The organism is Arthrobacter sp. 10T425 (assembly GCF_056393985.1).
Genome location: NZ_JBFTGZ010000004.1, coordinates 62,518 through 76,695 on the forward strand (window position 1 = coordinate 62,518; position 14,178 = coordinate 76,695).

9 protein-coding genes are annotated in these 14,178 nt (G+C 71.2%); all 9 read left to right on the forward strand.

Translation table 11 applies throughout. The features are described 5' to 3' along the window. The first annotated feature begins 48 nt into the window (after nt 1-48). The 9 genes from AC1DDH_RS06145 (at nt 49) to AC1DDH_RS06185 (ending at nt 14,106) form a co-directional block, all read left to right on the forward strand. Nucleotides 49-2,547, forward strand: coding sequence for a beta-glucosidase (locus AC1DDH_RS06145; protein WP_476849545.1), 2,499 nt, complete (start codon nt 49-51; stop codon nt 2,545-2,547). A gap of 6 nt (nt 2,548-2,553) precedes the next feature. Next, nucleotides 2,554-5,241, forward strand: a complete 2,688-nt coding sequence (locus AC1DDH_RS06150; RefSeq protein ID WP_476955055.1) for a family 78 glycoside hydrolase catalytic domain — start codon at nt 2,554-2,556, stop codon at nt 5,239-5,241. After that, nucleotides 5,238-6,257, forward strand: coding sequence for an alpha/beta hydrolase fold domain-containing protein (locus AC1DDH_RS06155; RefSeq protein WP_476849547.1), 1,020 nt, complete (start codon nt 5,238-5,240; stop codon nt 6,255-6,257). The genes AC1DDH_RS06150 and AC1DDH_RS06155 overlap by 4 nt, the downstream gene beginning before the upstream one ends. After that, on the forward strand, nt 6,254-8,134 hold the full coding sequence (locus AC1DDH_RS06160; protein WP_476955056.1) for a glycoside hydrolase family 3 protein: 1,881 nt from the start codon (nt 6,254-6,256) through the stop codon (nt 8,132-8,134). The genes AC1DDH_RS06155 and AC1DDH_RS06160 overlap by 4 nt, the downstream gene beginning before the upstream one ends. Then, nucleotides 8,131-9,198 (forward strand): alpha/beta hydrolase fold domain-containing protein, encoded by a 1,068-nt coding sequence (locus tag AC1DDH_RS06165; RefSeq protein WP_476886623.1) that lies wholly within the window; start codon nt 8,131-8,133, stop codon nt 9,196-9,198. The genes AC1DDH_RS06160 and AC1DDH_RS06165 overlap by 4 nt, the downstream gene beginning before the upstream one ends. Nucleotides 9,199-9,295: 97 nt before the next feature. Next, on the forward strand, nt 9,296-10,168 hold the full coding sequence (locus AC1DDH_RS06170) for an alpha/beta hydrolase fold domain-containing protein (RefSeq protein ID WP_476955057.1): 873 nt from the start codon (nt 9,296-9,298) through the stop codon (nt 10,166-10,168). Nucleotides 10,169-10,293: 125 nt separating this feature from the next. Then, nucleotides 10,294-11,139: a fumarylacetoacetate hydrolase family protein gene (locus AC1DDH_RS06175; protein WP_476955058.1), complete on the forward strand. Its 846-nt coding sequence runs from the start codon at nt 10,294-10,296 to the stop codon at nt 11,137-11,139. Next, nucleotides 11,139-12,887, forward strand: a complete 1,749-nt coding sequence (locus AC1DDH_RS06180; protein ID WP_476955059.1) for an FAD-dependent monooxygenase — start codon at nt 11,139-11,141, stop codon at nt 12,885-12,887. The genes AC1DDH_RS06175 and AC1DDH_RS06180 overlap by 1 nt, the downstream gene beginning before the upstream one ends. After that, nucleotides 12,865-14,106: a DUF3500 domain-containing protein gene (locus AC1DDH_RS06185; RefSeq protein WP_476872611.1), complete on the forward strand. Its 1,242-nt coding sequence runs from the start codon at nt 12,865-12,867 to the stop codon at nt 14,104-14,106. Before AC1DDH_RS06180 ends, AC1DDH_RS06185 begins: the two co-directional genes overlap by 23 nt. Nucleotides 14,107-14,178: the final 72 nt, after the last annotated feature.

Consider the following 14,178-nt stretch of genomic DNA (forward strand, 5'->3'; position numbering starts at 1 on the left):
AAACCCATGCTGATAGCTGACGAAACCAACGATCAGGAGCACCAACGAATGACCTCCACGAGCTTTGACGCCGACGTCGAAGAAACGATCCGCACCCTGCCTTTGGCTGAGAAAGTCCGGCTCCTGAGCGGCTCCGGCCTGTGGCACACCCAGGCCGAGCCGCGCCTGGGACTGCCGAAGATCACGGTTTCCGACGGGCCCGTCGGCGTCCGCGGCCACCGCGACACCGAGGCAGCCGGCTCGGTGAACCTGCCGTCCGCCACGTGCCTGGCCTCTTCCTGGGACCGGCGGCTGATGGCGCGGGTGGGGAAGCTGCTGGCGGCCGAGGCGCGCCGCCAGCAGGTGGACGTGGTGCTCGGACCCACCATGAACCTGCACCGTTCACCGCTGGCGGGCCGGAACTTCGAGTGCCTGTCCGAGGACCCGCTCCTCACCGGTGAACTGGCGGCCGCGTACGTGGACGGCATCCAGGGCCAGGGCATCGGCGCCTGCCCCAAGCACTTCGTCGCCAACGAGGCCGAGACCGAGCGGACCACCGTCAACAACGTGCTCGACGAACGGACTTTGCATGAGGTGTACCTCGCACCGTTTGAACGCGTCGTCAGGCAGGCCCGGCCCTGGATGATCATGGCGGCCTACAACGGCGTGAACGGCAAGGCCATGACCGAAAATCCCCTCACGGAGAACCCGCTCAAGACCGAATGGGGATTCGAAGGCGCCGTGGTCTCGGACTGGCACGCGGTGTACTCCACCGTTGACTCCGCCCTTTCGGCCACGGACCTCGCCATGCCGGGACCGGAGAAGCTGTGGGGTGACGGGCTCGTCGAAGCCATCTCCGCCGGTCTGGTCCCCGAGGCCGTGATTGACGAGAAAGTGCGCCGGCTCGTCACCCTGGGCCGCCGGGTCGAGGAGGGCCGCCGGAACGAACCCGCGGCACCCGAAGCCGGCGCCGCCGTGGCCCGGGAGGCCGCGGCGGCAGGATTCGTGCTGCTGGAAAATCCGGCCGGCGTCCTTCCCCTCTCACCCGGGGACCTCACCTCCATCGCCGTGGTGGGACCGGCGGCGCTGGATCCCCGGACCCAGGGCGGCGGCAGCGCCTCGGTGTTCCCGGCCTACACGGTGGCGCCCGCTGCGGGGCTGCGCGCACGTGCCGGCGACGGCGTCCGGCTCACCACCGTCCAGGGTGCCTGGCTCTCCGAGGGCCTTCGCGAACCCCGGAACGCGGAATGCCACGCCCCGGGCCAGGGTGAGGGCAGCGTCCGGCTGACCTGGCGGGGGCCCGCCGGCACAGTTGCGGAGGAATACGGTCCCCGGACCACGCTAACCCGGGGCCCGGGCGCCATCCCCGCCGGCGCCACCGCCGTCGACATCGCAACAATCTTCACGCCGGACGTCTCCGGCACCTGGAAGCTGGGATTCAAGGGCATCGGCCGCGCCAGCCTCGAGGTCGACGGCGACGCCGTGGCGGCCGCCGACTCGCGGGACCGCTACGCCGACGTTGGAGCCGTGCTGATCGGCGCGCCGGACGAATCAGCCGGCGTCGTCCTGACCGCCGGAACCCCGGTGCGACTGACCTTGCGCTACACCTGGCATCCGGAGGCCACTCTGTTCCGCATAGGGCTGGCCATCGACAAACCCCGGGAATCGGCGGACCGCGAGATCGCCAAGGCGGCTGCCGCGGCCGGCGCCGCCGACGTCGCCGTCGTGATGGTCGGGACCTCCGGTGCCGTCGAAAGCGAAGGCTTTGACCGAACCTCCCTGGCGCTGCCGGGCCGGCAGGACGACCTCGTCCGCGCCGTCATCGAAGCGAACCCACGCACCGTGGTGGTGGTCAACGCCGGCGCCCCGGTGGAGATGCCCTGGCGGAACGACGCCGCGGCGGTGCTCCTGGTCTGGTTCCCGGGCATGGAATTCGGAAACGCCCTGGCCGATGTGCTGTTCGGCGACGCCGAGCCCGGCGGCCACCTGCCAACCACCTGGCCGGCCGCCCTGGCCGATGCTCCCGTCCGCGACACGCACCCCCGGAACGGCCAGCTCGAGTACACAGAACGGCTGGATGTCGGCTACCGCGGCTGGGCAAGACAAGCCGCGCAATCCACGCAGGCTGCCGCTCCGGCGTATTGGCTCGGCCACGGACTGGGCTACACCACCTTCGCCGTGGAGGGGTTCGCGCAGCTGGAGGAAGCGGCACCCGGGGAGGACGTGCACACCGTCCTGACGGTCCGCAACACCGGTGCCCGGGCCGGAAAATACCTGGCGCAGATCTACGCCGACGCCCCGGAAACGGACGTGGACCGGCCCGGGTTCTGGCTGACAGGCTTCGCGACGGCCCTCATCCCCGCCGGGGAACGCCGCGACATCCGGGTCACACTGCCCGGGCGGTCTTTCCAGCACTGGGACGCCGGGCGCGGCTGGTGCGGGGAGGAGACAACCTTCAGGATCGCGCCCGCCGGGCACGCCGGCGACGCGCGCGACGCGCTCGCCGGACCCCTCGCGGCCTCCGTCAGGCCGGCGGCGTCAGTCCCCGCCCTCGACGGGACGAGGTAGGCAGCCGTGAACCAGCCCACACACCTGCGCGTTGAGCACCTCAGCGAGGCCTTCGGCATCACCACCACCCGTCCCCGGCTCAGCTGGACCCCGCCGGAGGGGACGGTGCGGCAGAGCGCCTACCAGATCACCGCCAGCAACGGCTGGGACACCGGCCGGGTGGAATCGGGAACCCACCGCCTGGTGCCCTACGGCGGCCCGGCGCTGGGCTCCCGGGACCACTTTGAATGGACGGTGCGGACCTGGGACCTTGCCGCGGACGGCAGCGAGTCAGCCTCAAGGTGGGCGGACCCGATGCCGGTCGAACTGGGCCTGCTGCACCCCGCCGACTGGGCCGCACAGTGGATCGGCCCGCGCGAGGCCGCCATCCCCGCGGCCGGCGAGCGCCCGGGCTACGCACTGTCCACCACGTTCGAGCTGGACGCGGTCCCGGACTCGGCCCGGGCGTACGCCACCGCCCACGGGATCTACGAGCTCTTCATCAACGGCCACCGGGTAGGCGACCAGGAGCTCACCCCGGGCTCCACGAGCTACCACAGCACCCTGCAAGTCCAGACGTTCGACGTCGGAACGCTGCTGCAGACCGGCAGCAACACCGTCACGGGCGTCCTCACCGACGGCTGGTACCGCGGCACGTTCGGGTACACGCGCGACGCCGACATGTACGGAACCACGACGGCGCTGCTGGTACAGATCGAGCTGGCATCCGCGGCGGGTCGGACGGTGGTCGGGACCGATGACACCTGGCTGGTGGAGCCGTCCGAAATTGTCAGCGCGGACCTCATGGCCGGGCAGCGTGTCGACTTCCGTGCCGCAGGCGTTCGCTCCGGAAGCCGTCGCGGGCACGCTGTGCTCCGTGACGGCAGCTTCGAAACACTGACGGGTCCCGTCGCACCGCCCACCCGCGCCGTGGAGGACATCGCCCCGGTGTCCATCACCCGGCTGGCCAGCGGCCACCAGGTGGTGGACCTGGGCCAGAACATCAACGGCTGGGTGCGCCTGACCCGGCTCGGCGCCCCGGGCCACGCCGTGACGCTGGTGTACGGCGAAGCCCTGGACGACGCGGGCGAGGTCACGCAGGAGCACCTGCGGCCGCACGATTTCCGCAACCCGGGCCAGTTCCTGTCCGCCGGGCAGATCGACTCCGTGGTGTCCTCCGGCGCGCCCGGCGAAATTTTCGAGCCGCGCCACACGACGCACGGCTTCCGGTACGTTTCGGTCCGCGGGCTGGCGGACCCGCTGGAACCGGGGGATCTCGTGGGCCGGATGGTGCAGACCGACCTCGAACGCGTGGGCACGTTCAGCTGCAGCGATGACCGGCTCAACACGCTGCACGGGATCGTCGAGTGGAGCTTCCGCGGCAACGCCTGCGAGGTCCCCACGGACTGCCCGCAGCGGGAGAAAGCCGGCTGGACCGGCGACTGGCAGGTGTTCGTGCCCACCGCGGCCTACCTCTTCGACGTTGCCGGCTTCTCCCGAAAGTGGCTCAATGATGTCCGGGCTGATCAGTGGGACAACGGAGTGATCGTTAACATTTCGCCGTCGGCGGGCCCGGACGCCACCGCGGCCGATCACATGGCCTTTGTCAACGGCTCGGCCGGCTGGGGAGACGCGATCGTCCTGGTGCCGTGGGAGATCTACCGGGCCACGGGTGACACGGCCATCCTGGAACAGAACTGGGAGGCCATGAACCGCTGGCTCGGGTTCATCAGCAGCGCGGCCGGAGGCGCCCGGCACCCGGCCCGGGCCGTCACCCGACCTACGCCGGAACCACACGAGCAGTTCCTCTGGGACACCGGCTTCCACTGGGGTGAATGGCTCGAACCCGACGGGCCGGAACCGGACCTGTTCGCGGCCAGGTCCGCCGACCACGGCATCGTGGCCACCGCCTACTACCGGCACTCCGCCGCCATCATGGCCGGGATCGCCGCCGTCCTGGGCAAGGACACGGAGGCCGCCGCCCTGGCAGAGTTGTCCGCCAATGTCCGCGACGCCTGGGCCCGCGAATACGTCAATGACACCGGGCAACTGTTCGACCCCAGCCAGGCAAACTGTGTCCGGGCACTCGCCTTCGGCCTTGTCGCCGACGAGCACCGGGCGGCGGTCGCGGCGCAACTGGCCGGCCTCATCCGGGACGCCGGCACCCACCTGGGCACCGGGTTCCTCGCCACCGCAGACCTGTTGCCGGTCCTTGCCGACAACGGCCACCTTGACCTGGCCTATGAGCTGCTCATGCAGGACACCGAACCGTCCTGGCTGGTGATGGTGGACCGCGGCGCGACCACCATGTGGGAAGCCTGGAACGGCATCGGCCCGGACGGCACAGCGCAGCAGTCCCTGAACCACTACAGCAAGGGCGCCGTGGTGTCCTTCCTGCACCGCTACACCGCCGGACTCCGGCAGGCGCCGGGGAGCGCGGCCTACGAACAAATCATCATCGAACCGCGCCCGGGCGCCGGCCTCTCATCCGCCAGCACATCCCACCGCGGCCCCCAGGGCCTGGTTTCGGCCAGCTGGCGGATCGACGACGGCGAGCTGACCCTGAACGCCGTCGTCCCGGCCGGCACCAGCGCCGAAGTCCGCCTGCCCGGCCGGGCGGGGGCCGTCGTCGGGCCCGGAACGCACACCTTCTCCGTCCCGTATGGCCCGGCCGTCCCGGCATCCCTGCCCCACCTCACCAGGAGCGCACCATGACCTTTATCGAATCCCCAACGACTGACACCGAGGCACGCCCCGACGCCGCCGCAGGGAAGGACGGCCCTCCTTCTGGTCCAGCGTTACCGGCGTTCCCTGCCTTCGATGGCCCGGGCATGGCCGTGCAGGTATCCGAGGTCTCCGCGGTCCACCGCGAAGTCAGTTACGCCAGGACCGTCGGGTTCCGGCCGCTGAGCATGGACATCTGGCTTCCGCGGACGGCCGGGGGTCCGGTGCCGCGGCCGGTTCCGCTGGTGCTGTGGGTCCACGGCGGCGCCTTCCAGCTGGGGGACCGCCGTGAGCTGCCGCCCACGTTCCCCGCGGACTCCGTCTTTTCCCGGCTCAACGCGGCAGGGATCGCCTGCGCCACCGTCGACTACCGGCTGGCCCTCGAAGCCGCCTTCCCGGCCCAGCTGCATGACCTGAAAGCGGCGGTCCGCTACCTCCGCGCGCACGCACAGGAGCTGCGGATCGATCCGGAACGCTTTGGCGCCTGGGGCGAATCGGCCGGCGGCCACCTGGCCGCGCTGCTGGGTCTGACCGGCAGCCGGGAAGACCTCGAGGGCGGACTCGGGGCGCAGGGACACTCCAGTGCCGTCAGCGCCGTCGTGGACTTCTACGGCGTGTCCTCGCTGCCCCTCATGCCCCCGATGCAGCTCCCGGCCGGCCTCCTCACCGGACCCATGGTGGCCGCCGTTCCGGCAGGCATGAGCATGGAACCGGGACCCATGCTCGTTGGCGGCTCCAGCGACCCGGACCGGCTGGCGGCCGCGAGTCCGCTCGGCCACGTCAGCGCCGGGGCGCCGCCGTTCCTGCTGATCCACGGCGACAGCGACGCCCTCGTGCCCCTGTCCCAGAGCGAGCTCCTCGCGCAGGCCCTCAGCGCCGCCGGCGTCCGCAACGACGTCGTCGTCATCGAGGGCGCCGACCACTGCTTCTTCGGCGCAGAAGACCGGATCGACAGCATCCTGGATACCGCCATCACCTTCCTCTCCAACGAATTGAGCCAGCCATGACCCCCGTCACCGCCCGGTACCCGTACCCCTACCAGGACGCCACCTTGCCGGTCGGGCAACGCGTCCAGGACCTGCTCTCCCGGCTCTCGCTCGAGGACAAAGCGGGCCTGATGTTCCACGGCGCGCTGCCGTTCGCGCTCGGCACCGGCCCGGCCGTGGAGCTGATCGGCGGGCGCCGGATGAACCACTTCAACATCATCGGCGCCGCAACCCAGGCCAGGGAACTCGCCGAATGGCACAACAGCATCCAACGCCTCGCCCTGGACACCGGCTGGGGCATCCCCGTCACGCTCTCCACGGACCCGCGCCACGCCTACACCGACAACCCCGGCACCGGGGCCCTGGCCGGGCCGTTCTCGCAGTGGCCCGAGGCGCTCGGCTTCGCCGCCGTCGGAGACCCCGACGCCGTGGAAGAGTTCGCCGATATCGCCCGGCAGGAGTACCTCGCCGTCGGCATCCGGGCCGCCCTGCACCCGCAGGTGGACGTCTTCACCGAACCGCGCTGGTCCCGCGGCGCGGCCACGTTCGGTGAGAGCGCCGAGCTCGCGGCGGAGCTGGTGGGCGCCTACGTCCGCGGCTTCCAGGGCGACGCGTTCGGGACAGCGTCCGTGTCCACCATGACCAAGCATTTCCCCGGCGGCGGCCCCCAGCTCGACGGCGAGGACCCGCACTTCAGCTACGGCCGCGAACAGGTCTATCCCGGCGGCAACTTCGACTATCACCTGCTGCCCTTCCGGTCCGCCGTCGCCGCCGGCACACGGCAGATCATGCCGTACTACGGCATGCCGGTCGGCACGGAATACGAGGAAGTGGGCTTCGCCTTCAACAAGCGCATCCTCACGGAACTCCTGCGCGAAGAACTCGGCTTCGGCGGGATCGTCTGCTCGGACTGGGGCATCCTCACCGACGGCGACATCTTTGGCAGGGTGTTCCCGGCCAGGGCCTGGGGCGTGGAACACCTGACACCGCAGGAACGGCTGCTCAAGGCGCTGGACGCCGGCGTGGACCAGATCGGCGGCGAAAGCTGCGTCGACCTCCTGACCGGCGCCGTCCGGGCGGGCAAGCTCAGCGAAGACCGGCTCGACGTCTCCGTCCGCAAACTGCTGGAGGAGAAGTTCCTCCTCGGGCTCTTCGAGAACCCCCTCGTGGACGCCGCCGCCTCCGACTCCGCAGTGGGGACCCCGCAGTTCCGCGCCGCGGGCCGGGCCATGCAGCGCCGCTCCTACACGCTCCTGGCCAACAAGGACGTCGACGGCGGCCCCGTCCTGCCGCTCGCCGCCGGCGCCAGGGTCTACCTCGAAGGCATTACGGCCGCGGACCTGGGGCCGGGCTTCATCCCGGTTCCGACGCCGGAGGCCGCGGACCTCGCCATCCTCCGGCTGCGGACCCCGTTCGAAGTCCGCGGCGAGGGCTTCGAATCCTTCTTCCACTGCGGCAGCCTGGCCTTCGCGCCGGAGGAGATCGAACGCGTCACCGCCATCTGCCGGGCCGTCCCCACGGTCATCGACATCAACCTGGAACGGCCCGCCGTCCTGCCCGAACTCGCCGACCACGCCGCGGCCCTGCTGGCCAACTACGGATCCGACTCCGATGCCCTGGCGGACATCCTCACCGGGCGTGCCGTGCCGGAGGGCCGTCTGCCGTTCGACCTCCCGCGGTCCATGGCCGCCGTCGAAGCCTCCCGCGAAGACATGCCGTTCGACACCGAGGACCCCATCTTTCGCTTTGGCCATGGACTGTCCTTGCCCCGGTCCGGACGCGCCGGCGCGGCCGGGGCCGCTGCGGGGGCCGCTGCCGGCACTGCCGACTCTGCCGACACGGTTGACTTGGGGGCTCCGCTGCCCTGGGCCCAGACCGCGACCGGGTCCCGGCCATGAGCCTGGACCCGGACCTGGCCGGCGCCCTGCACCACCTGGCCGGAGCGGGCTCGATCACTGACCTCCTGGGCCAGCCCGGCGGCCTGGACCGGCTCGAGGCCTTCAGCGGCGGTGCCGTGCCCTACCAGGCTCCAGCCGTCCGTTTCCGGGAAACCGGGGCGCGCGGTCCGAACGGGACCGTCCCTGTCAGGGTCTACGGCGGCGCCCCGGGCCATGACGGTCCCGCGCTCGTGTGGATGCACGGCGGGGGATTTGCCGGCGGCGGGCCGGAGATGCGCGAAGCGGACCAGCTCGCCCGGGAAGTCGCCGCCCGCAGCGGCGGCGTGGTGGTGTCCGTGGACTACCGGCTGGCCCGCGACGGCGTGCACTTCCCCGTCCCGCACGAGGACGTCCTGGCCGCCTGGCTCTGGACCGTGGAGCACTCCGCGGAGCTGGGCGCCGACCCCGACCGCGTGTGCCTGGGCGGCGCCAGCGCGGGCGGCAATCTCGCCGTCGGGGCCGCGCTCTTCCTCAAGGACGCCGGCCTGCCGCTGCCGGCCAAACTGCTGCTCGCGTACCCGTTCCTGCACGCCGACCTGCCAGCGCCCAGCACCGGATCCAACCCCGGTTCCAGCACCGCTTCCAGTCCGGGATCCGGCGCCGGTTCCAGTTCCAGTTCCGAATCCGGATCCGGCGCCGGGTCCGGTTCCGTCCCGGCGCCGGACGTACCCGGCGTGCTCGAGGGGCTTCCGCGGCTGCTGCGCTTCACTGCCGATGACTGCCGCGCCCTCGTGGAGAACTACATCGGCGGTCCTGTCGCCATGGCGTCCTCCTATGCCATGCCCGGCAACGCGGACCCCTCCGGCCTGCCCCCCGCGGCGATCATCGCATGCGAATACGACGACCTGCGGCACTCGGCAGAGGCTTTCGCGGCAGGACTCCGGCGTGCCGGAACCGACGTCGACTTCCGCCTCGAAGCCGGTGCCGTCCACGGCTATCTCAACCATTCCGCGGGGCTTAGGATCGTGCAGGACGGCCTCGCCTTCCTGGCCCGGGCCCTGGTGGAGGCAAAGCCGTTCCAATGATTGAAATGCCCGGTGCCGGCACGACCCGGTATCCGACACCCTTGATTCAGACGCCGGAACACCTCGAGAGGCCGGCCAGCAGCAGATGGAGCCGACGATGACAGCAGAACAGATCCTGGACGGGATCGAGTTCGCCTGCCCCGGGGGCGCCGAACCCCTACTGCTGGACGTCTACCTCCCCGCCGCCGAAGAACACCCCGCCGAAGGGCCGTCCCCGAAACTGTTCCCCGCCATCGTGCACTTCCACGGCGGCGGCTGGCGGACGGGGGAGCGATCCTCCCTCGGCCCGGTCCTGGACGGCTTCGGCTTCAGCCCGTTCCGGCGGCTCACGGACGCAGGCTTCGTAGTGGTCTCCGCGGACTACCGGCTCAGCACGGCCGCCCGGTTCCCGGCGCAGCTGGAGGACGCGAAGGCCGCCGTGGATTGGCTTCGGAACCATGCGGCGGAGTTCCGCGTGGATCCTGACCGGATCTTCGCGTGGGGCGACTCCGCGGGCGGGCATCTCGCCAGCCTCGTGGGGCTCACCCCTGGCGACACTGGCGACGCCGGCGCCGCCGCGGTCGCTGCCGTGACAGCCTGGTACGCGCCCGCGGACCTGGCCACGATGGCCGAACAAAGCCTGCCCAACGCCGTCGCCCGCGCCGACGACCCCGCCTCACGCGAAGAACTGCTCATCGGAGCGGTGCTGGCCGAGGCCCCCGGCAAGGCCGCTGCCGCCAGCCCCATGGGCCATGTGACCCCGGCGGCGCCGCCCTTCCTCCTGGTCCACGGGACCGCCGACCGCTTCGTCCCGCCGGCCCAGTCGACGTCCCTCGCGGCGGCGCTGGAAGCCGCCGGTACCGACGTCGAACTGCTCCTGATCGAGGACGCGGACCACATGTGGGTACTGCCCGATCACAGCCAGGCGGCCGCGCAGAAGGCCATGGATGCCACCGTCGACTTCTTCCTCCGCCAGGCCCACCTACCCTGACAGACCCGTCCCCGCGAAGCCAGTGCAGGCCTCGGCCTGACCAGGGCAGCTTTGCCGTGCCAATTTTCCACGATCACCACTTCCCTCACCGCGCCCGTCCGGGCGGAACCTGAAAGGCCCTTCACATGCAGTACATCGGCATCACCCACGACGGCGCGGCCTGGGTTGCGGCCCTGGCCGACAGCCGGGTCTACCCACTGGCTCCGGTCCAGGATTTCTGGGCGGATGCCGCCGGCTGGCAGGAAAAGTCCCTGTCCCTGACGGCCGGCGGCGCGTCGCTGAACCGGGCGGACGTCAACGAAGTCCCGCTGGTCCCGCCCACCGCCCGCGTGATCTGCGTGGGATTGAACTACCGCGCCCACGCCGCCGAGGGTTCCTTCTCCGTGCCCGAATACCCCACGCTGTTCGGCCGGTGGACCGCGTCCCTTTCGGTCGGCAATGTCCCCGCGCCCGTGCCCGCCGGCGAGGCCGGGCTGGACTGGGAAGGCGAAGTCGCCGCCTACGTGGGCCGGCGGGTCGAATCCGCGGACGAGGCCACCGCCGCGGAAGCCGTCTTCGGCTACTCCACCTTCAACGACCTCACCGCGCGGCGGGCCCAGAAGCTCACCGCCCAATGGACCCTGGGAAAGAACGGCGACTTCAGCGGCCCCCTCGGCCCGCTGGTCAGCCGCGACGAGGCCGGGGACCTTCGCGAGGGATTGCAGGTCCGGACCCGGGTCAACGGCACCGAGGTCCAGAACGGCAACACCCGGGACATGATCTTCTCCGTCCCGGCCATCATCGCCCTTATCAGCCAGACGATGACCCTGCATCCCGGTGACGTCATTGCCACGGGAACCCCGGAGGGGGTCGGCTACGTCCGGACCCCGCCGTGGCTCCTGCAGCCCGGCGACACGGTCGAAGTGGAAATCGACACCCTGGGAACGCTCACCACGCCCGTGGGCGGCCCGTCACTGCGGGCACGGGCCTGATGACGGCCGTCAACAACGCGGCCCTCGGCGACCTGCCGGAGCGGGTGCCGGTGCTGATCGCCGGCGGAGGACCCAGCGGGCTGTACCTGGCCCTGGACCTGGCGCACCGCGGCATCCACAGCCTCGTCATCGAGCCGAGGACCACCATTGACCAGGACCGGCCGCGCGCCAAGACCACGAACGCCCGCACCATGACGCACCTGCGCCGCCTCGGGCTTGCCGACAAACTCCGCGACGCCGCGCCGCTGCCGGTCTCCTACGCCCAGGACGTCATCTTCTGCTCCGCCCTCACCGGCCACGAAGTCACCCGGTTCCGCCAGGCCTTCCAGCTCGTCCCTGGCCGGTATGGTCCCCAGCCGGAATGCGGGCAGCAGGTCCCGCAGCCCGTCATGGAGGCCGTGCTGCGGGAGGCCGCCGCCGAATCCCCACTCGTCACGCTGCTGACCGGCCTGAGCGTGGAAGACCTGGACATCAACCAGGGCGGCGGCACGCCGGGCCCGGGCCGGCCGCGCTTCGGCTCGCGCGTGGCGGTGTCCGACGCAACCGGACGGCGCAAGGCCGTGGACTGCAGCTTCGTCGCCGCGGCCGACGGCGGTTCCTCCACCGTGCGCCGCCGGCTGAACATCCGCCTCGCCGGGGGCTCCGCCGAGCTCTCCAACATCAGTGTCCTGTTCCGTTCCGACACCCTCGCCGCCGCGATCACCCTGGACCCGGCCGTCCAGTACTGGGTCCTGGGACCCGAGGTTTCGGGCATGGTGGGGCGGCTGGACCTCGGCAGCACCTGGTGGGCCATCATCCAGGGCGTGGACGGCAGCGCATCACCCGACGCCGGACGTCTGGTCCGTTCGCTCGTCGGGGCCGACGTCGACGTCGAGGTCATCGCCACCGACCCCTGGACGGCCCGCATGCTGCTCGCCCCGGGATACGGGCACGACGGCGTGTTCCTGGTCGGGGACGCGGCGCACCTGAATCCGCCCTGGGGCGGGCACGGGTTCAACACGTGCATCGGCGACGCCGCCAACCTGGCCTGGAAGATCGCCGCCGCCCTGGCGGGCTGGGCCGGCCCGGCCCTGCCCGGCAGCTACGAGCTGGAGCGCCGGCCCGTCGCGGCCCGGACCATCCGCGACGCCGCCGCCAACGGGAAGTCGCTGGCCTACCACTTCGCGGACCCGGCCCTGGGCCGGGCGGATGCGGACGGCGAGGCAGCCCGGCGGGTCGCCAAGGAGGCGCTGGCCGTCAAACAAAGCGAGTTCGACTCGCTGGGACTTGTGCTGGGCTACACGTACGGCTCCTCGCCTCTGGTCGTCCCGGACGGACTGCCCGTCCCCGCCGAGGACCCCGTCAGCTACGACCCCTCCGCCAGCCCCGGATCGCTGCTGCCGCACGCCTGGCTCGACGCGACAACGTCGCTCTATGACCTGCTGGACACCGGCTTCACCCTCGTGGTGGACCGCGACAGCCTGGGCGGCGCGGCCGCCGGACAGGCCTACACGGCGGTCCTGGCCGCCGCCGCGATCCACAAAATCCCGCTGTCCGTCGTCGACGTCGGACCCGACCAGCACGGAACCCCGATGACCACGCACTGGCAGGCCGCCGCGGTGCTGGTCCGCCCGGACCAGCACGTCGCCTGGCGGGGGACCGACCCCGCGGGGGCCGCCGCGGCCATTGGCGTGGCCGCCGGCTGGCCGCTGGCAACACCATCCGAAGAACCCGACAGGAGAACACGTGTCCGTGCCGTCCTTCCGTGACTATCTCTACCCGCCCGACCATCCGCGGGTGGCGCAGATCCGTGGCCTGGATGCCCGCGGCTATGCCGAGGCGGCAAAGACCGATCCCTTCGCGGGTCCCATGATCCAGGGCTGGGCCGCCCAATACCCCGAGCCTTTCACCGGGGTGACCAGCGACGGTGTCCACCGGGCCGGGCTGTACCCCCTCGAGCCGGCACCGGCGGGGGAGGAGGCGCCGGCGGCCGCCATGACGGCCGCCGCCCGGGACCTGCTGGCACGACTCACGCCTGCCCAGGCCGAACAGCTCCGCTACGGGGTGGACGCGCACGAATGGCAGAGCTGGGCCAACCCGGAATTCCTGCAGCATGACACGGGCCTGCGCCTGGACGAGCTGGACCAGGGCGTGCGCGAACAGATCCTGGCTATCTTTGCGGCGAGCCTGAGTCCGGCCGGCTACGGGCTGGTCCGGAACCTGATGCGGATCAATGGATTCCTGGGCGGCCTGGTGGAGCTGCCGGAGCTGATGAACGAGTTCAGCTACAACTTCGCCCTCTACGGTGACCCGTCGGAGACGGCCCCGTGGGGCTGGCAGCTCTTCGGCCACCACGTGGCGCTCAACGTCCTGGTGGCCGGGACCCAGCTGGTGGTCTCGCCGGTGTTCCTCGGCGCCGAACCGGACGTCATCGACGCCGGCCCGCACCAGGGCGTGGCCGTTTTCAAGGAGCGGATCGCCCTGGCGCGGCGCCTGATGCAATCCCTGCCCGGGCCGCTGCGGGACGAGGCCACGCTTTTCGCGGACATGCAGGACCCGGCCATGCCGGAGGGCAGGCTGCACCCCGGGGACGAACGGCACCTGGCCGGCTGCTTCCAGGACAACCGCGTGATTCCCTACGAGGGCATCCCGGTCAACGCGATGCCCGCCGCGGCACGCGCGATCCTGGACGAGCTCGTGGCAGACTTCATCGCGTTCCTCCCCGACGGGCCGCGGACCGCCCGCCGGCGGGAGATCGCGGCCCACTGGGACGAAACCTGGTTCTGCTGGATCGGCGGATGGGAGGCGCAGGACGCCTTCTACTTCCGACTGCAAAGCCCCGTGCTGGTCATGGAACTGGACCACCACACAGGCGTCTTCCTCAGCAACGACACCCCGGCCCCGTTCCACATGCACACGGTGCTGCGCACCCCGAACGGCAACGACTACGGGCGCGAGCTGGTGCGCCAGGCTCTGCACGCATCATGAACCGCTGACAAGCCATCCACAGACGCGAATGGCCCGGAACCCTCCGCGGGGGGTTCCGGGCCATTCGCGTGG

Coding starts and splice junctions, on each gene's coding strand:
- AC1DDH_RS06145 (WP_476849545.1), top strand. CDS start 49: ATGACCTCCACGAGCTTTGACGCCGACGTCGAAGAAACGATCCGCACC.
- AC1DDH_RS06155 (WP_476849547.1), top strand. CDS start 5,238: ATGACCTTTATCGAATCCCCAACGACTGACACCGAGGCACGCCCCGAC.
- AC1DDH_RS06165 (WP_476886623.1), top strand. CDS start 8,131: ATGAGCCTGGACCCGGACCTGGCCGGCGCCCTGCACCACCTGGCCGGA.
- AC1DDH_RS06175 (WP_476955058.1), top strand. CDS start 10,294: ATGCAGTACATCGGCATCACCCACGACGGCGCGGCCTGGGTTGCGGCC.
- AC1DDH_RS06170 (WP_476955057.1), top strand. CDS start 9,296: ATGACAGCAGAACAGATCCTGGACGGGATCGAGTTCGCCTGCCCCGGG.
- AC1DDH_RS06160 (WP_476955056.1), top strand. CDS start 6,254: ATGACCCCCGTCACCGCCCGGTACCCGTACCCCTACCAGGACGCCACC.
- AC1DDH_RS06180 (WP_476955059.1), top strand. CDS start 11,139: ATGACGGCCGTCAACAACGCGGCCCTCGGCGACCTGCCGGAGCGGGTG.